This window comes from Streptomyces sp. NBC_00377, assembly GCF_036075115.1.
Lineage (GTDB): Bacteria > Actinomycetota > Actinomycetes > Streptomycetales > Streptomycetaceae > Streptomyces.
Map to the genome: position 1 here is coordinate 4471755 of NZ_CP107958.1, position 19592 is coordinate 4491346.

Consider the following 19592-nt stretch of genomic DNA (forward strand, 5'->3'; position numbering starts at 1 on the left):
GGGGTTTGTTTGTTGTCTAGTCCAATGTGGGGGTTGTGTGCCCTCTGCGTGCCCCAAGTCGGGGTCGAGCGGCCATCCCCAGGGCCTCCGGGCATCACTGTGCGCCACTCGGCCCTCGCTCGTCTCAAATGGCGAGACGCATTTCATGTGACCCGCGCCGCAAGGAGAGCTGGGGGACGGTGAGCAGGAGACGCTATGTGGCCAGAGGGGTGCCGGGCGGCTACCGCATCTGGGACAACCGAGGCCGTCGATGGTGGGGCGATCTCTACGAGTTGTGCCCCGACGACCTCTTGGCCGAGCTCAATGGTCAGGCGGACCCAGCTCGGATCACCGCGCTGATGAAGCGCTACCGGGCACAGAAGCGATAGGCACCACCTGCGAAGTCGCTTACGCAAAGCAGCAGTTCATGATGGACTGACGAACAGGTAGCGGCTGTCAAGCACGGGGCTGCACGCCGAGGTCGCCGAGCAGGCCGCGGATGCGGTGCTCGATCTCGTCGCGGATGGGGCGTACGGCGTCGACACCCTGCCCTGCGGGGTCGTCCAACTTCCAGTCCAGGTACGTCTTGCCGGGGAAGACGGGACACGTGTCGCCGCAGCCCATGGTGATCACGACGTCCGACGCCTGCACCGCCTCGACGGTCAGGATCTTCGGAGTCTCGGCGGAGATGTCGATGCCGGCCTCGCTCATCGCCTCGACGACAGCCGGGTTGACCGTGTCGGCAGGGGCCGAGCCGGCCGAGCGGACCTCCACCGCGTCGCCGGCGAGGTGCGTGAGGAAAGCCGCGGCCATCTGGGAGCGGCCGGCGTTGTGGACGCAGACGAAGAGAACCGAGGGCCGGTCGGCGGCGGGAGTGCTGTTCATGGTGGCGTCTTCCTGGGCGGCGGGTCAGGGAAGGGTGGGGGCGGCGAGTTCGGGCTCGGCGTGCATGGCGGGGGTATCGGCCTGTGCGGGAGCCGGACGCCCGAAGACCACCGTCACGAGCGCCAGTCCGAGTACGGCACCGATCACCTGGGCCGCCACGAAGGGGGCGACCGATCCAGGTGCGATGCCGGCGAATGTGTCCGTGAAGGCACGGCCGATCGTCACCGCCGGGTTCGCGAACGACGTTGAGGACGTGAACCAGTACGCCGCCCCGATGTACGACGCCACGGCGACCGGGGCGAAATGGGCACGGCCGACGCGGGCCAGCCCGAAGATCAGGAGGACGAGGCCGGCAGTGGCCACGATCTCGCCCAGCAGGAGGTGGCCGGCCGAGCGGTCGTGCGCCGACCACCGCACCAGCGGCTTGCCGAACATCGCGTCGGCCAGGACCGCACCCACTGTCGCTCCCGTGATCTGAGCCGGGACGTACGCGGCCACGTCCCGGGCCGTGAGCCCTTCACCATCGCGGCGGCCGGTGAACCAGGCCGCAAGGGTGACGACAGGGTTGAAGTGAGCCCCGGAGACAGGCCCGAGCAGCACGATGAGCACGCCCAGGCCGAACACGGTGGCCAGCGAGTTGGCGAGCAATTGGACGCCGACGTCCCGGGACAGTTCGGTGGCCTGGATACCGGAGCCGACCACCACCGCGACCAGTGCTGCCGAGCCCACGGACTCGGCCAGGGCACGGCGTCCCAGCGAGGCGCTCACGCGAGCGCCTCGGCCGCGGTCGGGGCCTTCAGGAACACGGCGAGCCGGTCGAGAGCCGCCGGCAGCACCCAGTAGTACACCCACGTGCCACGGCGCTCGCAGTCGATGAGACCGGCCTGGCGCAGGAGCTTGAGGTGGTGGGAGATCGTCGGCTGGGACAGGTCGAAGGCGGGGGTCAGCTCGCAGACGCAGACCTCGCCGCCCTCGCCGCGTGAGGCGATCATCGACAACAGGCGCAGCCGGACCGGGTCACCCAGAGCCTTGAACGCCTTCGCCAGCTCGGCCGCCTGGTCCTCGTCCAGCGGCGCGGATGCCAGCCCCGGGCAGCAGGCGGCGTCCTGGCCGATCACCTCAAGCACTTGTTTCGACATGCCTCTATGTTGACGTTTTTCGATCCAAGGCGCAAGGTTGCATCAATAAACTTCAATACAGGCCGTTCCGGGCACCGCCATGCCCAGTCACCCAGGAGTGAAGTGATGAACGAGCAGTCCACCGACCTGCGCGAAACCGTCCGCCAGCGCTACGCCGCCGCGGCCGTGAAGGTCAGTGAGGGCAACGCCGCCTGTTGCGGGCCCGAGCCGGTCGAGGTCGACGAGAACTTCGGCTCAACCCTGTACGCCGCCGACGAGCGCAACGTCCTGCCTGCCGAAGCGGTCGCCGCCTCCCTCGGCTGCGGCAACCCGACCGCCGTAGCAGAACTGCGCGAGGGCGAGCGCGTCCTCGACCTCGGCTCCGGTGGCGGCATCGACGTCCTGCTCTCCGCCCGCCGCGTCGGCCCGACCGGCAAGGCATACGGGCTCGACATGACCGACGAGATGCTCGCCCTGGCCCTGGCCAACACCGAGAAGGCGGGAGCCACCAATGTCGAGTTCCTCAAGGGCACCATCGAGGCCATCCCCCTCCCCGTCGACACGATCGACGTCGTCATCTCCAACTGCGTGATCAACCTGTCCGTCGACAAGCCCGCCGTCTTCGCCGAGACCTTCCGCGTCCTCAAGCCCGGCGGCCGTATCGGCGTCTCCGACGTCGTATCCGACGACACCCTCACCCCGGAACAGCGGGCCGAGCGCGGGGACCACGTCGGCTGCATCGCCGGTGCCCTGTCATTCGCGGAGTACCGCACCGGCCTGGAAGCCGCCGGATTCACCGGCATCGAGATCACCCCGACGCACGCGGTCGCGGACGGCATGCACTCCGCCGTCGTCCGCGCGGTCAAGCCTGCGAGCGCCCATGAGCCGGGGAACTCCGCTGCCACGGCCGACGCCTGCTGCGGAGTCACCGCTTGCTCCAGCCCGCAGGAACATGCAGCCAACCCGTCGACCACCGTGGCGGAGGCCAAGGCCGCTTCGGGGTGCGGCTGCCAGAGCTGATCCGCATGGCTCCCGGGCGCCCTCGGATCAGGCTGGGGTGGCCGGCCGCCGTCCTCGATCGATGGGTGGTGGCGGCCTGCCGACCGGCCCGATCATGAAGGGTCCACCGACGTCATACCTATGGCAGCCCCATCGGCTACGGCTGGGCAGCGAACTCCCTTCGGACCAGCACAAGAGCAACCCAACCCACCAGCATCGCGAGGGTGCCCACCGCGGACCGCTGGCCACCGATCAGAACGCCGAATGCTGCCAAGGAAACACCGAGCATGGCTATGGCAGCAGCGGCCGACTCTGCTCGGAGACGGCGAGTTGAACGCTTGCTCGTCGAGGGCCTGACGAGGAGACGGCCTAGGAGGATCTGGAGAGCGTTGATTGCGGCCAGGAGGGCCGCGCGAACACCGAGGATGCCGAGAACGGTGGGCATGGCGTGAAGTTACACATGCAGAAGTCGACGGAGGGTGTCGGGGCAATCCCTCACGGGTTCGCATCTCGCCCAGGCACGATGTCGAAGGGCCCACCGCAAGCCATGGGCCCTTCGACATCGTGCAGCTCGGTAGCCGACTCACCTGCTCTTGGGGGGCACCTGCGGGGACGCGGGCTCGGTGGCGAGCGTGGTGTCTGTCCGCCCTGCGGGGAGTACGGCTCGATGCTTCGAGCCGAGCACGCCGGGCCTGCCTTGCGCAGGTACCGTTCCGGCTCCTACCGCTTGTCCAGGTGCCGCATGCCGTCCATCCGTCCGCCGCATCGCGCGTCGGCAGAGGTGGGGCAGGTAGGCGTAAAAGCGGTCGGGCAGGAACGCGGCGTCCGCGACGATCATCGCGCCGGAGAACAGAGGCAGCCCCATGAGTGCGGCGATGCCGATGTGCATGCCCAGCAGCATCGCGAGAACGGGGTACTTGAGCCTGCCGAAGAGGACGAACGGGAAGGCCACTTGCAAGAGCACGGTCATGTAGCCGGCGATGGCGACCATGAGCGTGTGCTCGTCCACGAAGTGGGAGAGCGCGGGCCATGGCCGGAAGAGTTCGAGGTTGAGGACGTAGTGGAGTGCGGTGCCGCTGCTCCAGGAAGGTCCCTGAACCTTGTACAGACCGGCTGATCCGTAGAGGAAGCAGACCTGTGCCGCGATGAGGAACAGACCGCAGTTGTGCACCACTGTGATCAAGGTGGTTCGGGTGTCGCGGAGTTGCCGCGCGAAGGGACTTCTCGCCGATTCCGTCGCGGTCCCCGCGCGAACCGTCTTCAGTCGGTTTCTGCGCGCGTCCAGGGACCAGCGCCGGCCGCAGGCCGTGAGGACGAGGTAGAGGGCCATCAGCAGAATCAGGTTGTCGCCCCCGTCCGTCATGAAGATCGCCCGCGCATGGAACGAGGTCACCATGACGGCGAAGAGGACGGACAGGACGCGGGTCCGCCAGCCCAGCATGAACAGCGCGGATGTGACGAGGGCCAGCACATAGCAGAGCTCGAAGTAGGTACGGCTGTCGGACAGGGTCAGGATGCTGAACCAGCCCGTCTGCTCGAAAAGCTGGCGTGCCAAGGCGGGCGTCCATGCGGAACCGGGACCCCAGATCTCGGCACGGTGCGGGAACTCGCGCAGCAGAAAGAGCAGGTAGAGCAGTCCGTAGCCCATGCGCAGCACCGATGCGGCGTACAGGGAGACCGGGCGGCCGGTCAGGAGGTCCCATGCGGCTTTGATCCGGGCGGCGAGCCACCCGTCGGCGCCGGCGGGCGTGGTCCTCTGCGCCTCATTTTCCATGGCGGGTCACCTTCCACCAGGGCAGGAGCCGGTTGTCGACCGGCGTCGGCGGGCGCTTGCCGGCGGCGGGGCCGGGCGCGTCGATGGACAGTGTGACAACGCGGAGCTGAATGAAGTCGAAGGCGCCGCTGTTGTGTGCGGCGACGCGGTCCGCGGCGATGTTGGTCAGGTACTTCTGCATCATCAGGGCGCGTTCCGTGCGCGCCTTGTCGTCTCCTCCGTGCGTGTCCACGTAGCCGGTCCAGGCACGGCGCAGCATGTTCTGCGCTGTGTGGCTGGGGAACGGCTGGTGTTCAACTGCGGAACTGTCCACGGCCGTCAGGTCGAACCAAGGGCCTACCTGAACCGATCCGTCGGAGCCGGTGTGTGCGGTTCTCGCCAGAATCTGCCGGTTGATGGATTCGGGATCCGGCGCGAAGAGCCGCCAGTTCTGTTCGAAAAAGGGATACACCCATGCATTGATCAGCGGACTGTAACGCTTGGAGACGGTGTTCTCCGGTGCTACTTGAAGGAACACGAAAATCACGTGGACGACACTCGCCGCCAAGCACAGGACCACGGTGGCGCGCAGTCCGGATTTCAGCGCCCGGGCACCCCTCGGCGACTTGTACGGCGCGTCCAGGGCGTCAGTACATTCCTGCGCGGCCGGATTGGAGTCGGACTGCTGGATTTCCTCCACGTCCGCTGAGTCAATTCCGCTCGACACCGCCTACCTGTCTTTCTCTATCAGCTGCTCGCGGGGCTTATTCACTGACTGCCACCGACGGCGCGCGGCGGATTCGGTGAGAATCCGCCGCGCGCCGTCATCCGGTGAGCGGACTGACCGCAGTATGCGGTCTAGCCCTCGTAGCTCTTGGAGTGGTCGTCGTCCTCGTGACCCTTGGGCATCTCGTCGTAACCGTAGTTCTCGTCTGGCGCGCCGTACTCGTACTTGCCGTGGTCGGGCTTGCCGTGCTGCGGGAAGTCGTTGCCGCCGTGGTCGGGCTTGCCGTGCTGCGGGAAGTCGTTGCCGCCGTGGTCGGGCTTTCCGTGCTGGCCGCCGTGGTCGGGCTTTCCGTGCTGGCCGCCGTGGTCGGGCTTTCCGTGCTGGCCGTGGTTCGGTCGGCCCGGCCCGTGATCGTGCCCGCCGCCATTACCGCCAGAGGTGTTCCCGGCCGTGTTGCCCATGGTGCTCCCGGAAGTGGTGTTCCCGGCGGTGTTGCCCGCGCTGTTCCCGGAGGTGTTACCAGCGGTGTTCCCCGAGGTCGCGCCGGGCGAGAGGATGGGGCCGCCCAGGAGGCCGCCGCTGACGAGGCCGCCGCTGACGAGGCCGCCGCCGAGGAGTCCCCCAGTGGTGGTGCCGGTCGTGGTGCCGGTCGTCGTCCCACTGGTCGTCCCAGTGGTGGTGCCGGTGGTGGTGCCGGTCGTGGTGGTGCCGGTCCCGCAAGTCGGCCGGGTGATCGTGTTGGTAATCATCGACACGATTCCGGACTCGGCCACAGCGCCAGCCAGCACCCGGCCCTCGACCACCGCCCTGTTCTCCATGGTGATCGAGGTGTGGGCCATGAAGGTGCCCACGGAGAAGGAGTCGCTGCCGAAACTGGCGGAGCTCCCGATCTGCCAGAAGACATTGCATGCCGTAGCGCCGCCGGTGAATTCCATTCGGCTGCCGGATGCCAGCGTCAGTCCGGAGGGGACCTGGAACACCCAGACGGCGTCGGGGCCGCCGTTCAGCGTGAGAACACCCGAGTTCGTGACCACACCAGGCACGAAGTTGTACAAGCCCGGACCCAGCCCCGTCGGGCCGCCTGCGCCACTGAGCTCCGAGTTGAGGGTGCCATCAACGGGACCCCGGGCTGCGGCGACCAGGTACGCATTCTGCAGTGCGGCATGCGCAGAGTTGGCCGGCCCGTCCGTCACGTGGACGGTCCCGTTGATCACATTGGCACATGGCGGAGATGCGGGGATCCCCGGCGGCGGCGGGTTACAGAATCCAGTGATCGAAGTTCCTGGTGACACCCCGACGTCTCCGCTGATCAGGGAAGAACCGGTGTTGGTGACCGCCTCGCCGCCCAGCACCGCGAAGCTGCTGGCAGCACCAAGGGGAACGGGCGTTGTAATGGCACTTGCCTGCGTCGGCACCATTACCACTGCGGTAGCAGCGATCAACGCCGTGATGACCGACGCGATCCAGGCGGGCATTGCGCGCCGTTGATACGCACCAGAGATGTTCTGCGTCATCGAGGGGACTGCTCCTCTAGAGGAATGTGGTGAATGTTCTTTGCTGCCCTTGTCGAGTTGCCGCGAGCCGTGACCTCTTGTCGCCGACAAGCGCCACGGGATTTCAATGGCCTGCTCGGCGATGCCTGGGAACGAGGTTTGATTCAGATTAACTGGCGAGGAACCGCAGAGAGCGTTAATACGCGATGCATTTGGGTGACTTCATCGGACGGTCAGACTCGAATCGGAATATCACATAAGGCTATGGGTATAGCGCGGCCCATCCACACAGCTAGAGGTCGCAGGTCGTGAACGCGTGGGAGGGCGAGCGCCCTGCGGACGGCAAAGCGGCGTTGCTGCCCGTCATGATCAGTGGTCTCGTGCCAGATTCGTGGCAGGTACTTGATCGTCGGGCTCGGTAGTCCCCTCTTCCGGCATGGCCGCAGCTTCCTGGCGTGCCTTGTGGGTGGCTGGGGTCCGAAGCCTGTGCCTCTCGCGTGCCCGATCGATGGCGGGGTGGTGGCCACGCGGGCGGCGCTTTCCGCGTCCAAGCAGAAAAAAGTTCTGTGGATCTTCGCGGCAACCTTTTCGGCCTCTCTGGCCACTCAGTGGGTGTCCGGCCAAGTGGTGCGGTCACATGCAACAGTTGAAAGAGAGCACAGGCATGTCCCTGGAACGAGAGCGCAGACATGTCCCCGGTCCACCCACGCCATCGGTGGCGTCCCGCGTCGACGGGCACCGCGCCGGCGACGGCGTGCGCGGTGGTCGTCCGAAGCATCGTGGTCGTCGGTTGCTCGCGCGTCGGGGTCTGTGGGCGGGTCTCGCCATGGTGGTCGTGGCCGGCTCGGCTGTCGTGGTCAGCCAGGCTTCGGCGGAGCAGAAGACCCTGGATCTGAAGAAGTGGTACGTGCTGGTCAACCGCAACAGCGGCAAGGTGCTGGACGACCGCGGCTCCGCCAAGAACGACGGCGCGGCGGTGGTGCAGTGGGCGCGCCACGGTGGGGCCAACCAGCAGTGGCAGTTCATCGACGCGGGTGACGGGTACTACCGGCTGAAGAACCGGACCTCGGGCAAGGTGCTGGACGACCTCGGCTGGTCGAAGACCGCCGGCTCCGCCGTCGTGCAGTGGAAAGACGTGAACGGCACCAACCAGCAGTTCAAACTGGCCAAGTCGTCCAACGGCTACGTGCGTCTGGTCAATCGCTTCAGTGGCATGGCTGTCGGTGTCCGCAGCGCCGCCAAGGCCGACGGGGGCGGCGTCGTCCAGAACCGCGACCGGGGCGGCGCCGATCAGCAGTGGCAACTCGTCCCGGCCGGGAGTGTCGGCGGCGGCGCCGGTACGCCCACTGCGCCGGCCGGCGGCGTTCCCGCAAGCCCGACTCCGAGCGACACGCGACCGTCGCCTTCGTCTTCGTCTTCGTCGCCCGCGGCTGGTGGCAGCAGCTCGGCGAAGCGGTTCATGGGCAGTGACACGGTGCTCATCGGCGGCTCGATGTCCGACGCCTCGGCGGCCGCCGCGCCGTTCGACGGGCGCTACGCCTATGTGCACAGCCAGCCCGCGCCCTCGTCGGACTACTACACGGCAGCGAAATGCCAGGACGGGTGGTCGGGCTGGTGGGGCTGCTGGAACGGCAGCACCACGGCGCCCGGCACTTACGTGACCTGGCGGGACGACGTGGCGGCCCACGCGACGTACAAGGGCAGCTCGCGTCCGCAGAAGATGCTCTGGACCTGGTACTCGTTGCGTGACCTCGGGGATGCGGCAGGCCAGGGCGACGGTCCGGGCGAGGTCAAGGCCATCAACCGGCTCGACCTGCTCACCCGGTACCTGAACGACTACCGTTTCTTCCTCCAGAAGATCGGCACGTCGCACGACGCGATCGATCTCGAGCCCGACTTCTGGGGCTACGTCCGGTCGCTCGGCGATCCGCACCAGGTTCCCGCACAGGTCTCGGGCGCGAATCCGAAGGATTGCGGTTCGCAGGAGAACAGCGCCACCGGACTCGCCCAGTGCCTGATCTCGATGGCGCACAAGTACGCGCCGAACACCGCCGTGGGGATGCACCTTTCCTGCTTCGACTGGGAGACCGACACACAGGCTTGCGTCAAGGACTACGCGAGCCTCGGGGCGAAGAACGCCGACTTCCTGGCCACCGATGTGTCGGACCGCGACGCAGGCTGGTACGCGCAGCCGGCCCACGGCGGCAGTGACCACTTCTGGACCGGCCAGAAGGCTTCCGCCACGCTGAAGTTCTACAAGACGATGGCCGAGTCCGTGGGCAAGCCGGTGGTCCTGTGGCAGATCCCCGTGGGCAACATGGCGCAGAACAACACCCTCAACCATTACAAGGACGACAAGGTGGACTGGTTCTTCGCCCACATGGACCAGGTCGCGAACGCCCACGTCGCCGGCCTGTTCTTCGGTCCGGGGCAGCAGGAACAGACCACGGTCGAGTCCGACGGCGGAAACCTGATCAACAAGACGATCGCCTATCACAACTCGGGCGGCACAGCGCTCAAGTAGCGGTGCAGCACTCCAGTAGGTGAAAGATGACGAAAGGCGCCCCCATCTCTCCGGTGGGGGCGCCTTTCGTCATCTTCGTCGGGCTGGGGGCTTCTCCAGGAGGCGGGTCAGCGCTTCACGGTGAGGATGCCGGGGCGGTACGGCAGGTTGTCGTAGGAGGTGTTCGGCAGGGCGTTGGGGGACTTGCCCTGGTAGAGCAACTGTAGGTTGCAGGGGTCGATGGTCATGGTCTGGTCGGGGTTGTTGCGGACCAGGTCGCCGTGGCTGATGTCGTTGGTCCAGGTGGCACCGCTGTTGGCCTTGCCCGCGAAGGGGTTGGACTCGGTGGCGGCCTGCGGGGTCCACGAACCGTTCAGGCTGGTGGCGGTGAAGGAGCGGAAGTAGCGCTGCTCGCTCGCACCGCGAGCCTCGACGATCATCAGGTACTGGTTCTGGCCCTGGACCTTGTAGACCTGCGCGCCATCGAGCCGTAGGCCGATCCCGAGTAGTTCGACCCGTAGACCAGGTGCTTGCCGGCGTTCACCGGGTCGGGACGAACCCTCCCCGGACCGACGCGGAGCCGCCCGGACCCTGTGCGTCGACGCGGTAGCCGTCGCCCGCAGCACTGCGCACGCCGGCGCCGTTGTTGAACTGCACGGCGAACTCATGGTTCCCGGTCGGCACGGTCAGGCCCGGCTTGAGGACCCAGCGGTAGACCAGCGCGCCGCCGGCCTCCTGGACGGTGACGGTGAAGTCACCACTCGGCAGGGTCTGCCAGGTGCCGGTGTTCTTCGCCCCGCCGGTCTGCACGATCCGGATCTCGACCGTGAGCGAGGTGAGCGGCTGGGTCGTCCTGAGGACGAGGTTGCTCTGCGTCCAGTAGACGGTGCTCTTCGGATCCAGCGAGCCGGCCGACCACAGCGGCCCGTCCTGGTTCTCGTCGGCGGTCGGCGAAGGACTGGTGGCAGACGGAGTCGGGCGCGAGCTGCCCGGGGTGGTGACCGGGGCCGGCGCGACAGGGGTGGGGCGGGCCGGTGTCGGGTGCGGGGAGCTGACGGTCGGGGACGGGGTGGCCGGCGTGGTCACGGTGGGCGGCGGCGACGGGGTCGCGACGATGGCGGCGACGGCGAGGCCGCCGGTCGTCAGGATGCCGCCGGCGGCGAGCCCGGCGAGGGCGACCCTGGTCCCGGACCTCGCGAACGGCCGCGCGCGGTGACGGACGGCGGGGCCGGCCATGCCGCGTTCCACCCGGGCCAGCATGCGCGCGCGGTCGGGCCGGTGGGCCTCGGCGGCCTCGCGCAGCCGACGGTCGATTTGCTCGTTCACCGGTTCCTCCTCCCTGGCACCAGGTCCCCGGCCGCTCGTGCGCCCAGTATCCTTTCCAGCTCGGCCATTCCCTTCGAGGTCTGGCTTTTCACTGTTCCGACCGATATGCCCAGCGCTGCCGCCGTGTCCTTCTCCGACAGGTCGAGGCCGTGTCGCAGCACCACGCAGGCACGCTTGCGGAACGGCAGCCGGGCGAGCGCCGCGCGGACGTCCAGCACGGCCGCCATGTCCGGCCCCTCCACCTTCTCGGGGCTGCGGGACCAGAACAGCGTGATCCGACGTCGTTCCCGCACCGTGCTGCGGATCCGCCCCCGCGCCATGTTGGTCACCACACCGCGGGCGTAGGCGAGGGGGTGGTCGGCCTGCCGCAACCGGTCCCAGCGCTGCCACAGGGCGACCAGGGCATCCGCCGCGAGGTCGTCCGCCGCATCGGTCTCGCCGGTCAGGAGGTGTGCCAGACGGGCGAGCTCGGCATAGTGGCGTTCGAAGAATTCGTGGAACTCCGCGGACGCGTCATCGAGGACCATCCCCCGGTCGCCCTCTCCTTGCCATGATGCGCGATTTGGTTGCGCGTTTAACAACAACGGGGGGCGCAGCCTAACAGCGCTTGGCCCGGGATTCGAACGGCTGTCGTGCATGGTTGCGGGGCGGTAAAGGCTGACCGGCGGGCGGGTCAATGCCGGGCGAACCGGACGCCGGTCGGCTGCGCGACGTCCGGCTGCACGGCGGCGCCGTGACCGGTCCGCGCCTGCGCCACGGTTGCGGCGCGGCGTGCTTCGTTGCCCTCATGCCCGTCCATCCGGCTGGTTCGACTCGGCCTTCCGGCTCCCAGTTGCCGCGGAGGACGAGAAGGTTGCCGCCCCGGCGCTGTTGTCTCGGCGACCGGTGCACGGTACGAAAGGCTGCTTGTTCACGTGCCAGCCCGGCTCGCAGAGCGGCACGCCGGTCCTTGGCTTCACGGCGCTGAGTCCAGGCCGTCGACCAGGGTGTGACCGGTGGGACGAAGGTCGTAGAAGCGGAAGCTCTCCGGCAACCCCACCGCTTGGCGAGCCGACGGTGACGGCGACAATCCCGGCGTCGTCGAGGTGAAAGAGTTCCCGGCTCGCGGCAACCCTTTGCGGGGCCTGTGACCACAAGGGATCGGATCCGGCCAGTTTCGGTGCCTGGATCCGGGCCTCGGTGAACGGCATGCAAGGAGAACGTCTTCCCCATGAACAACCCCACGAACGGCGGGCGCCGCGGGCGTCACCGCCGTCGCTGGACCGCCACTGCTCTGCTGCTCGGCGTACCCCTCGCCGTCGTGCCGTATCTCCTGTTCGCCCAGGAGGATTCGCAGGCCGCGACGGTCGACGGTGATGCCTACTACAGACTGGTCTCCGTGCGCAGCGGCAAGGTGATGGACGTCAACGGCTTCTCCACCGCCGACGGCACCCGTATCCAGCAGTGGACCGACCAGAACACCGCCAACCAGCAGTGGAAGCTGAAGCCCGCCGGGGACGGCTACTACGAACTGGTGAACCGCAACAGCGGCAAGGTGCTCGGCATAGCGGGCGGTTCGACCGCCCGGGCGGCCGCCGCCGAGCAGCAGACCGACAGCTCCTCCACCTCCCAGGAGTGGCGGATCGACGATGTGAGCGGTTCCGACGCCGTCACCTTCACCTCCCGCAGGAGCGGCCAGGTCCTGGACGTCTCCGGAGGCTCCACGGCCCAGGGCGCGCCGATCATCCAATATCCCGGCAGAGGCAGCACCAACCAGCAGTGGAAGCTGGTGAAGACGGCCGAGACCCAGGCGACCGGGACCGGCGGTGCGCAGACCACGGCCGCGGCCGGACCGTATGTGTGGAAGAACGCCCAGGTGGTGGGCGGCGGTTACGTCACCGGGCTGGTGTTCAACCAGAAGGAGAAGGGCCTGCTGTACGCGCGCACCGACATGGGCGGCGCCTACCGCTGGGACACCGCGGCCGAGCAGTGGATCCCGCTGACCGACTGGCTCGGTGAGAAGGACTGGAACCTGCTGGGCATCGACGCGCTGGCCACCGACCCCGTCGCCCCCGACCGGCTCTACCTCGCGACGGGCACCTACACCAACGAGTGGGCCGGCAACGGGGCGATCCTGCGCTCCACCGACCGGGGCCGCACCTTCCAGCGCACCGATCTGCCGTTCAAGCTGGGCGGCAACGAACCCGGCCGCGGGGCGGGCGAACGGCTCGTGATCGACCCCTCGGACCACGGCACCCTGCTGCTGGGCACCCGCAAGAACGGCCTGTGGCGCAGCACCGACTCCGGCGCGACATGGACGCAGGTCTCCTCGTTCCCCGTCAAGGACGGGGCGAGCAGCGGCGCGGGCATCTCCTTCGTGACGTACGGCCCGGCCGGCAGCAACACGGTCTACGTCGGCGTCAACGACAAGGACACCTCCCTGTACCGCTCCACCGACGGCGGCAGCAGCTGGCAGGCCGTTTCCGGGCGGCCCACCGGCCAGATGCCGCAGCACGGTGTCGTCTCCGGTGACGGTTCGCTGTACCTGACGTACAGCAACGACATCGGCCCCAACGACGCGACGGCGGGCTCGGTGTGGAAGTACACGCCGTCCGGCGGCACGTGGAAGAACATCTCCCCGTCCCAGGGCAGTTACGGGTTCTCCGGTCTGGCCGTCGACCCGCAGAAGCCGTCCACGGTGATGGTCACCACCCTCGACCGCTGGTGGCCCGAGGACGAGGTCTACCGGACCACCGACGGCGGCGCGACCTGGAAGGCACTGGCCGACAAGTCGCAGCGCGACGCCTCCGCCGCTCCATACATCGGTACCGGCATCGGGCACTGGATGACCGCGCTGGCCATCGATCCCTTCGACTCCGGGCACGTGCTGTACGGCACCGGCAACGGCATCTGGCGCAGCAAGGACGCGGGCGCCTCCGACAGCGGCGGTACCAGCCACTGGACCGCCGGGGCCCGGGGGCTGGAGGAGACCTCGCTGGCGGACGCGATCGCCCCTCCCGGCGGCGCCACCGTCATCACCTCCATGGGCGACCAGGGCGGCTTCCGCCACGACTCCCTGACCGAGGTGCCCGCCGGACGGCTGAAGAACCCGCTGATGAGCAGCAGCACCGACATCGATTTCGCCCAGTCGGCCCCCGCGGTGATGGTCCGCGTCGGCACCGGCGGCGCGCAGGACGGCGCCTACTCCACCGACGGCGGCAGCAGCTGGAACGGCTTCACGGCAGAGCCGGTGGGCAGCGCGAACAGCGGCCATGTCGCGCTCGCGGCGGACGGCTCCACCATCGTGTGGACCGAGGACGGCCAGGCCCCGTACCGCTCGACCGACAAGGGAGCGAGCTGGTCGAAGGTCGGCGGCCTGGGCACCGACGCCGTGGTCGTCGCCGACCGCTCCTCGGCCAACACCTTCTACTCACTCACGGGCGGCACGCTCCACGCCAGCACCGACGGCGGCGCGACCTTCACCCCCCGCGCCACCAGCCTGCCCTCCGGCAGGCTCACCGCCGTCCCCGGCATCAACGGGGACCTGTGGATCGCCGGCGGCGGCAACGGGCTGCTGCACTCCACCGACGGCGGCCGCACCTTCACCACCCTCACCACGGTGAAGTCCGCCTCCGCCCTCGGCTTCGGCAAGGCCGCACCCGGCACCAACTACCAGGCCCTGTACCTGATCGGCACCGTCAACGACGTCACCGGAGTCTTCCGCTCCACCGACAAGGGCGCCACCTGGCTCCGCGTCAACGACAGCGCCCACCAGTGGGGCGCCATCGGCAGCCTCGGCATCATCACCGGCGACCCCGACACCTACGGCCGCGTCTACATCGGCACCAACGGACGCGGCCTCCAGTACGGCGACCCGTCCTGACCCAGGCGCCCGAGCGGGGCCGCAGCCACAACGGCCTGCGGCCCCGCGGTGGCTGAAGGAGCCCGCTTTGTCCTGTACGAGCTCCTGACGCCGGGCTGTCCGGACGGCCCCCGCACAGCACGGCGTCCGACTCGCGGCCGACATGGTCCCAGCGAGTGGGACGCCCGGTCCGCCTTCTTCTGTGATAGCTATGCGACTTGCCTCTGAGGCCATGAACACAGCCTTCATCGCCGCCATTGCCGGCGTGGCTGGCGCCCTGGTGGGAGGGGTGGCCACCGTTACCGCCGCTCGTTCCGCCAGCCGGGAATCCGTGGGTGCTGCCGCCAAATCAGGAGCTGATGCCTACGGCATGTCCGTTCGCCAGACGCGGATGGACTCGTACCAGGAGTTCACCAAGGCTGCTCGCCTGTCGGGCGATGTCCTGGAGCCGGTCGCCGGCCGCGCTCACCGGGCCGCCCGTGTGCCGGTGCCGTAGGTGTGCGGGTCGACGGGCCGCTCGGCCCTGGGCAGGTGGGCGACGACCAGCAGATAGGAGTCCGTGACGAGCTCCTCGACCAGCTTTACGCCGACGCCTTCCCCGCCCTCCAGCGTGATCCAGTGCTTCTTGTTCATGTGATAGCCCGGGGTGATGTGGCTGTACTGCTCCCGCAGGGCGTGGGCCTCGCCGGGGTCCGCCTTGAGGATCACGACGGGACGCCCCGGAACCTCGGTCATCAGCATGAACACCTTGCCGCGCACCTTGAAGACCTCCCAGTCGGGGCCGAAGGGATGCTCCAGCCGGGCTCCGGGGAGCTCCTCCGCGCAGTCGGCGGCGGTCTTGTGCAGGGCCGATCCGTTCATGGGTGATGAGCCTTCCCAGGTGGTGACGGACTGTGGCGTCGAAGGACGCGGAGGGCGCGCCGCGCGGACGCGGTGGCACGTCCCATCCTTTCGTCGAAGCCGACCGGAAGACCGGTAGGCTGCGGACATGTGATGGTCGACAAGCGACACTCCGGGCCGAGCAGGAGCAGGCAGGCCGGACCGGCCGCGGTTCCGCTGTACGGTTTCCAGCCCCCGGTCGGCACTCCCTATGGCCTCGAGGTGAGTACCGTCGAGGACTTCTTCGCCCAGCACGACAGCTGGCCGTGGAACCCGCCCCGTCCGGGCCGTGCCACCTTCCACTACCTCATCGCGGTCACCGAGGGTGAGCTGCGGCACGACGTCGACCACGTCACGCGGACCGTCGCCTCCGGCCAGTGGCTGTGGGTGCGTCCCGGGCACGCGCAGTGCTGGCATCCGCCCGGCGCGGCCCGCGGCCCGTTCATCCTGTTCGAGCCGGACGTGCTGCGGCCCGACCTCGCCCGTCTCCTCGCCCCGCTCACCGCGCACGAGGCCCCTGCGGTGCTGAGCCCGCACCCCGACGACGCCGACTGGCTCCAGCAGACGGCACTCCAGCTCCTGGACGAACACCGCGCACTGGGGCGCCGCCCCCTCGACGTCCACCACGCCCTGCGGCGCAGCCTGCTCGAATCGCTGCTGCTGCGCCTGGCCAACTCCCCCGGCATCCACCCCGTCGGCACGGCAACGGCCGCGGCCGGCACCGACCGTGGCCGTGCCGACAGGTACGGACGCTTCCTGGACGCCCTGGAGCTGCACTTTCGGGAACTGCACCAAGCCGCGGACTACGCCGAGCTGCTCGGCTGCTCGGTCCGCACCCTCAGCCGCGCCGCCCGGGACGCCACGGGCAAGGGGGTGCGTGAACTCATCGACGAGCGGCGCCTCCTCGAAGCCCGGCGCCTTCTGGGAGGGGCCCGGTGGGACGCCCGTGCTGTGGCCGTCCACCTCGGCTTCACCGACCCCGCGAACTTCGGCCGCTTCTTCCGCGACCGCACCGGTCTCACCCCGGCCGCCTTCGCGGCCCGCGAAGCAAGGACCGGCGCTTGACGGAAACGCGGCGGAGACCCTTTGCCCGTCGGGAGGGCCGCGGTTGTCGCCGACGCTCCACCGCTCGTTGAAGGACTTCTCCCACTCCAGGAGAGTCCTGCTGATCTCCGCGGCGCGCACCGGGGGTGGTCGGTCGTCGTTTCCCGGTCGCCCGGGTCTCGGCCGTCCGGGTCTCAGTCGTCCCGGGTCTCTGCCGTCCCGGGTCTCTGCCGCCCGGGTCTCGGCCGTCCGGGTCTCAGTCGTCCAGGACGACAACGTGCTTGCCCGGCGTGGTGCCGGACTCGACGTCGGCCTGGGCGTCTCGGACCTGTTCCAGGCCGTGATGGACCTTCGCGACCGGGACGCTGAGGCGTCCTGCGGCGATGGCCCGGAGCTGGTGGGCGAAGACGTCGGCCGGCAGGTCGGCGGCCTGACCGCCGTAGGAGGTCAGCCGCACCCCGTTGGGGATGGTGAACGGGCTGAAGTCGGGGATCGTCCACTGGCCCGCCAGGGCTCCGGTGAAGCAGACCGTGCCGTGCCGGCGGACGGTGCGGAGGGTGTCGGCGAGAACCGAGCAGCCCACCAGTTCCAGTACCGCGTCGACGCCCTCCGGCATCAGCTCGCGCACCTGGCCGGTGATCGTGCCGCTGTCGACGAGGGGATGGTCGACGCCTGAGGCCCGCAGTCCCCCGGCCCTCTCCGGGCTGCGGGTGGTGGACAGCACGGTGGCTCCGAGGTCCTTCGCGATGGTGGCCGCGCTCAGCCCGACCGTGGAGGTGCCGCCGCGGATCAGCAGTGTCTGCCCGGCCCTGAGGTCCAGGCCGGTGGCCAGCGATCCGTAGGCGGTCTGGAACATCTCCGGAAGCGCGCCGAGGACCTCCCACGGCAGGCCGGTCTCGAACGGGATGACCTGCGCCGCGGGGACGGTCACGTACTCGGCGTACGCGCCGTCGTACGAGCGGCCCATGCCGCCCATCATCGTGGCCACCCGCTGTCCCGGTCGCAGCGAACTGTTCTCGTCGGCGTCATCGACCACGCCGACGCCCTCGATGCCGGGCACACGCGGGTAGGTGACCACCGCGTCCGACTCGCCCTTGCGGGTGGTGACCTCGGACTCGTTGACGCCGAACGCCTTGACCTTGATCCGCACCCAGCCGGGCTTGCGTACGGGCACCGGCACATCCTTGATCTCCAGTGCGTCGAGGCCGCCGGGCCGGGTGACGACGACGGCCCGCATCGTCGCCGGTGCGGCGTCGCCGGCTGCTGTCCATCGGCTCATGTCGAGTTCCTCACTCTGTTCGCCCCCTGGTGCGCTGTTCCGTACCGCCCGACGGCTCAGGGGCGGGCGATGTTCTCGAACAGGTCGAGGACCGTCCGGTAGTGGGCGCTGGGTTCGTTGGGAGGGTTGCCGACGCTTCCCGAGGCGGGCCGGTCCGTGACGGCGGGCCACAGGCGGGTCTGCTCGCCGGTGACGAAGTCGAGGACGATGTCGCGGATACGCGTGTCACGGTCGGCCTGTTCAGCGCTGCGGCCTGGCTGTTCCTGGCCGACCAGGGCGTACATCTCGGTGCCGTGCACGGCGGGCGCACCCTCGGCGGGCCCGATCATGAGGAGATGGGCGTTGCCGCCGACGGCGGCGTGGGCCAGGGCACCGCGAGCGGCGGGGAGCGTGAAAATGTAGTCCGTCAGGGATGCGGCGCGGACCTCGGCAGGGGTGCGGCCGCCCTGGTCGTAGGTACTGACGATCTTCTTGGCGCGGGAGCGGGGAATGCGCCATCCCGCGAATTCGTCGGTGACGCGGTCGACGGCGTGCGGGTCGAACCGGTCGAGGTCGTTCGCCACCCACCAGCCCATCTCGTCACTGGCCGTGCTCAGGAGGACGTCGATGTCCCGGTGCGAGCCCGAGGCCAGGACGTCCAGGGGGTGGGCGTGCAGCACCGATCCGGGCTGTTCGGCGTCCAGGACGACGCCGAGGCTCTGGTTGTCCATCCCGCCACGGACTCCGAGGTCCGTCGGACCGACCTTGCGCAGGGCGGCCACCAGGGAGGCCGCGTCGAGATCGATCAGCTTGTCGGGGTTGCCCGCGACTCCGAGTTCGGTGACGAACCGCTCCGCGAGCTCCTCGGCCCACCAGGCCGGGATGAGACGCGAGGGCGCGCCGGAGAACCCGGCCAGCCGCCGGTACAGGCCGTCCGCGGAGGAGGCCCCGAGCAGCCCGAGGGTGGAGTAGGCGCCGGCGCTGTGGCCGAAGACGGTGACGTCGTCGGGGTCGCCGCCGAAGCGGGCGATGTTCTGCCTGACCCAGGTGAGGGCGGCGATGACGTCTTGCAGGCCCAGGTTGCTGGCCTCGGCGAGCCGCCCGCCGTACTGCGAGAGCGAGAGCGCGCCCAGGGCGCCGAGCCGGTAGTTGATCGACACGCCCACCACGCGCCCTGTCGCCGCGAGACCGGAGGCGTTCGAGGTGATCTGCGTGTTCGCGCCGTACTCGAATCCGCCGCCGTGGATGTACACGGCCACCGGCAGCGCCTTGTCGGCCTGCTGCTCGGGGGCCCACACATTCAGGTTCAGGCAGTCCTCGCCCATCCCGCTGTCCGCTTCGAGCCAGTCGCCGGTGTCGGGCTGGACGGAGACGACGCCCTTGCGGTCGTAGGGGCGGTCCGGATCGAAGTCCGCGACCACGGGGCGGCGGTACCGCTCGGCGGTGGCGTACGGGATTCCCCACCAGGACCGCACCCCTGGTGCGGTCGGGGCCTTGGGTGCGGTGGCGGTCATGCCGTGTCCTTCCGGCGCGGTCGGGGTATTTCGCGCGGTGTGTCGGTTACCGGTTGCCGGTTGCCCGGGTGACGCTCACCGATCATTTCCTGTGACCCCGCACCTCGCCCGGCAGACAGCGGTCACCTGGTGGTCACCAGGTGACACTTGTCTGCTCCTTCTCCTCTTCTTCTCGTGGCCCGTCGCGGCCGGCAGGCGGGAGCGATGTGAGGCCCTGCCGTCAGCGGGTCCCCTGACGACCGACGGATCCCTGCTCACCTGCGACGAGCCGAT

General features: G+C 69.0%; 17 protein-coding genes and 1 pseudogene. 6 read left to right on the forward strand and 12 right to left on the reverse strand.

Features of this window, described 5'->3' with window-relative positions:
* The first annotated feature begins 179 nt into the window (after window positions 1-179).
* Window positions 180-368, forward strand: coding sequence for a hypothetical protein (locus OHS71_RS20065; protein WP_328360327.1), 189 nt, complete (start codon window positions 180-182; stop codon window positions 366-368).
* 67 nt (window positions 369-435) lie between these two features.
* Here OHS71_RS20065 and OHS71_RS20070 read toward each other — a convergent pair whose 3' ends face one another.
* Genes OHS71_RS20070 through OHS71_RS20080 form a run of 3 tightly spaced genes read right to left on the reverse strand, consistent with a single transcriptional unit; the run spans window position 436 to window position 2003 of the window.
* Window positions 436-864 carry an arsenate reductase ArsC gene (locus OHS71_RS20070; protein WP_328480754.1) on the reverse strand — a complete coding sequence of 143 codons (429 nt, stop codon included), beginning with the start codon at window positions 862-864 and terminating at the stop codon, window positions 436-438.
* Window positions 865-888: 24 nt separating this feature from the next.
* Complete coding sequence (locus tag OHS71_RS20075; protein ID WP_328480755.1) at window positions 889-1632, reverse strand: MIP/aquaporin family protein; 744 nt, start codon at window positions 1630-1632, stop codon at window positions 889-891.
* Window positions 1629-2003, reverse strand: a complete 375-nt coding sequence (locus OHS71_RS20080) for an ArsR/SmtB family transcription factor (protein ID WP_328480756.1) — start codon at window positions 2001-2003, stop codon at window positions 1629-1631. Before OHS71_RS20080 ends, OHS71_RS20075 begins: the two co-directional genes overlap by 4 nt.
* A 105-nt stretch (window positions 2004-2108) precedes the next feature.
* Between OHS71_RS20080 and arsM the strand changes: the two genes are divergently transcribed.
* Window positions 2109-3002 (forward strand): arsenite methyltransferase, encoded by an 894-nt coding sequence (arsM, locus tag OHS71_RS20085; protein WP_328480757.1) that lies wholly within the window; start codon window positions 2109-2111, stop codon window positions 3000-3002.
* A gap of 562 nt (window positions 3003-3564) precedes the next feature.
* Here the strand turns inward: arsM and OHS71_RS20090 are convergent.
* The 3 genes from OHS71_RS20090 to OHS71_RS20100 form a co-directional block, all read right to left on the reverse strand.
* Window positions 3565-4755: an HTTM domain-containing protein gene (locus tag OHS71_RS20090; protein ID WP_328480758.1), complete on the reverse strand. Its 1191-nt coding sequence runs from the start codon at window positions 4753-4755 to the stop codon at window positions 3565-3567.
* Window positions 4745-5434, reverse strand: coding sequence for a DUF5819 family protein (locus OHS71_RS20095; RefSeq protein WP_328480759.1), 690 nt, complete (start codon window positions 5432-5434; stop codon window positions 4745-4747). Before OHS71_RS20095 ends, OHS71_RS20090 begins: the two co-directional genes overlap by 11 nt.
* Before the next feature lie 158 nt (window positions 5435-5592).
* Window positions 5593-6975 carry an ice-binding family protein gene (locus tag OHS71_RS20100; protein ID WP_328480760.1) on the reverse strand — a complete coding sequence of 461 codons (1383 nt, stop codon included), beginning with the start codon at window positions 6973-6975 and terminating at the stop codon, window positions 5593-5595.
* A 769-nt stretch (window positions 6976-7744) separates the two neighbouring features.
* Here OHS71_RS20100 and OHS71_RS20105 point away from each other — a divergent pair.
* The gene (locus tag OHS71_RS20105; protein WP_328480761.1) at window positions 7745-9478 is read left to right on the forward strand and encodes an RICIN domain-containing protein; all 1734 of its coding nucleotides are present in this window, start codon (window positions 7745-7747) and stop codon (window positions 9476-9478) included.
* Window positions 9479-9585: 107 nt separating this feature from the next.
* Here the strand turns inward: OHS71_RS20105 and OHS71_RS20110 are convergent.
* The 3 genes and pseudogenes from OHS71_RS20110 to OHS71_RS20120 all read right to left on the reverse strand — a co-directional run.
* Window positions 9586-9942: pseudogene (locus OHS71_RS20110) on the reverse strand (non-reducing end alpha-L-arabinofuranosidase family hydrolase); the annotation flags it as partial.
* Window positions 9943-9997: 55 nt separating this feature from the next.
* Window positions 9998-10783: a hypothetical protein gene (locus OHS71_RS20115; RefSeq protein ID WP_328480762.1), complete on the reverse strand. Its 786-nt coding sequence runs from the start codon at window positions 10781-10783 to the stop codon at window positions 9998-10000.
* Window positions 10780-11310 carry a SigE family RNA polymerase sigma factor gene (locus tag OHS71_RS20120; protein WP_328480763.1) on the reverse strand — a complete coding sequence of 177 codons (531 nt, stop codon included), beginning with the start codon at window positions 11308-11310 and terminating at the stop codon, window positions 10780-10782. The genes OHS71_RS20115 and OHS71_RS20120 overlap by 4 nt, the downstream gene beginning before the upstream one ends.
* Before the next feature lie 683 nt (window positions 11311-11993).
* Between OHS71_RS20120 and OHS71_RS20125 the strand changes: the two genes are divergently transcribed.
* Window positions 11994-14645, forward strand: a complete 2652-nt coding sequence (locus OHS71_RS20125) for an RICIN domain-containing protein (RefSeq protein ID WP_328480764.1) — start codon at window positions 11994-11996, stop codon at window positions 14643-14645.
* A 211-nt stretch (window positions 14646-14856) separates the two neighbouring features.
* Window positions 14857-15120 carry a hypothetical protein gene (locus OHS71_RS20130; protein WP_328480765.1) on the forward strand — a complete coding sequence of 88 codons (264 nt, stop codon included), beginning with the start codon at window positions 14857-14859 and terminating at the stop codon, window positions 15118-15120.
* Here the strand turns inward: OHS71_RS20130 and OHS71_RS20135 are convergent.
* Entirely contained in the window at window positions 15090-15485 is a 396-nt protein-coding gene (locus tag OHS71_RS20135) for an MmcQ/YjbR family DNA-binding protein (RefSeq protein WP_328480766.1), read from the reverse strand. The two genes, OHS71_RS20130 and OHS71_RS20135, sit on opposite strands and share 31 nt — an antisense overlap.
* Before the next feature lie 240 nt (window positions 15486-15725).
* On the opposite strand from OHS71_RS20135, the gene OHS71_RS20140 reads away from it, so the two are divergent.
* Window positions 15726-16568, forward strand: a complete 843-nt coding sequence (locus tag OHS71_RS20140) for a helix-turn-helix domain-containing protein (protein WP_328480767.1) — start codon at window positions 15726-15728, stop codon at window positions 16566-16568.
* A gap of 235 nt (window positions 16569-16803) precedes the next feature.
* Here OHS71_RS20140 and OHS71_RS20145 read toward each other — a convergent pair whose 3' ends face one another.
* Window positions 16804-17826, reverse strand: a complete 1023-nt coding sequence (locus OHS71_RS20145; RefSeq protein ID WP_328480768.1) for an alcohol dehydrogenase catalytic domain-containing protein — start codon at window positions 17824-17826, stop codon at window positions 16804-16806.
* Between the two features lie 56 nt (window positions 17827-17882).
* Window positions 17883-19319 carry a carboxylesterase family protein gene (locus OHS71_RS20150; protein ID WP_328480769.1) on the reverse strand — a complete coding sequence of 479 codons (1437 nt, stop codon included), beginning with the start codon at window positions 19317-19319 and terminating at the stop codon, window positions 17883-17885.
* Window positions 19320-19592: the final 273 nt, after the last annotated feature.

Bases quoted from the DNA above. Each gene is read 5' to 3' on its own strand.
- OHS71_RS20070 (WP_328480754.1), bottom strand. From the start codon at position 864: ATGAACAGCACTCCCGCCGCCGACCGGCCCTCGGTTCTCTTCGTCTGC.
- OHS71_RS20080 (WP_328480756.1), bottom strand. From the start codon at position 2,003: ATGTCGAAACAAGTGCTTGAGGTGATCGGCCAGGACGCCGCCTGCTGC.
- arsM (WP_328480757.1), top strand. From the start codon at position 2,109: ATGAACGAGCAGTCCACCGACCTGCGCGAAACCGTCCGCCAGCGCTAC.
- OHS71_RS20090 (WP_328480758.1), bottom strand. From the start codon at position 4,755: ATGGAAAATGAGGCGCAGAGGACCACGCCCGCCGGCGCCGACGGGTGG.
- OHS71_RS20100 (WP_328480760.1), bottom strand. From the start codon at position 6,975: ATGACGCAGAACATCTCTGGTGCGTATCAACGGCGCGCAATGCCCGCC.
- OHS71_RS20120 (WP_328480763.1), bottom strand. From the start codon at position 11,310: ATGGTCCTCGATGACGCGTCCGCGGAGTTCCACGAATTCTTCGAACGC.
- OHS71_RS20125 (WP_328480764.1), top strand. From the start codon at position 11,994: ATGAACAACCCCACGAACGGCGGGCGCCGCGGGCGTCACCGCCGTCGC.
- OHS71_RS20130 (WP_328480765.1), top strand. From the start codon at position 14,857: ATGAACACAGCCTTCATCGCCGCCATTGCCGGCGTGGCTGGCGCCCTG.
- OHS71_RS20135 (WP_328480766.1), bottom strand. From the start codon at position 15,485: ATGAACGGATCGGCCCTGCACAAGACCGCCGCCGACTGCGCGGAGGAG.
- OHS71_RS20145 (WP_328480768.1), bottom strand. From the start codon at position 17,826: ATGAGCCGATGGACAGCAGCCGGCGACGCCGCACCGGCGACGATGCGG.
- OHS71_RS20150 (WP_328480769.1), bottom strand. From the start codon at position 19,319: ATGACCGCCACCGCACCCAAGGCCCCGACCGCACCAGGGGTGCGGTCC.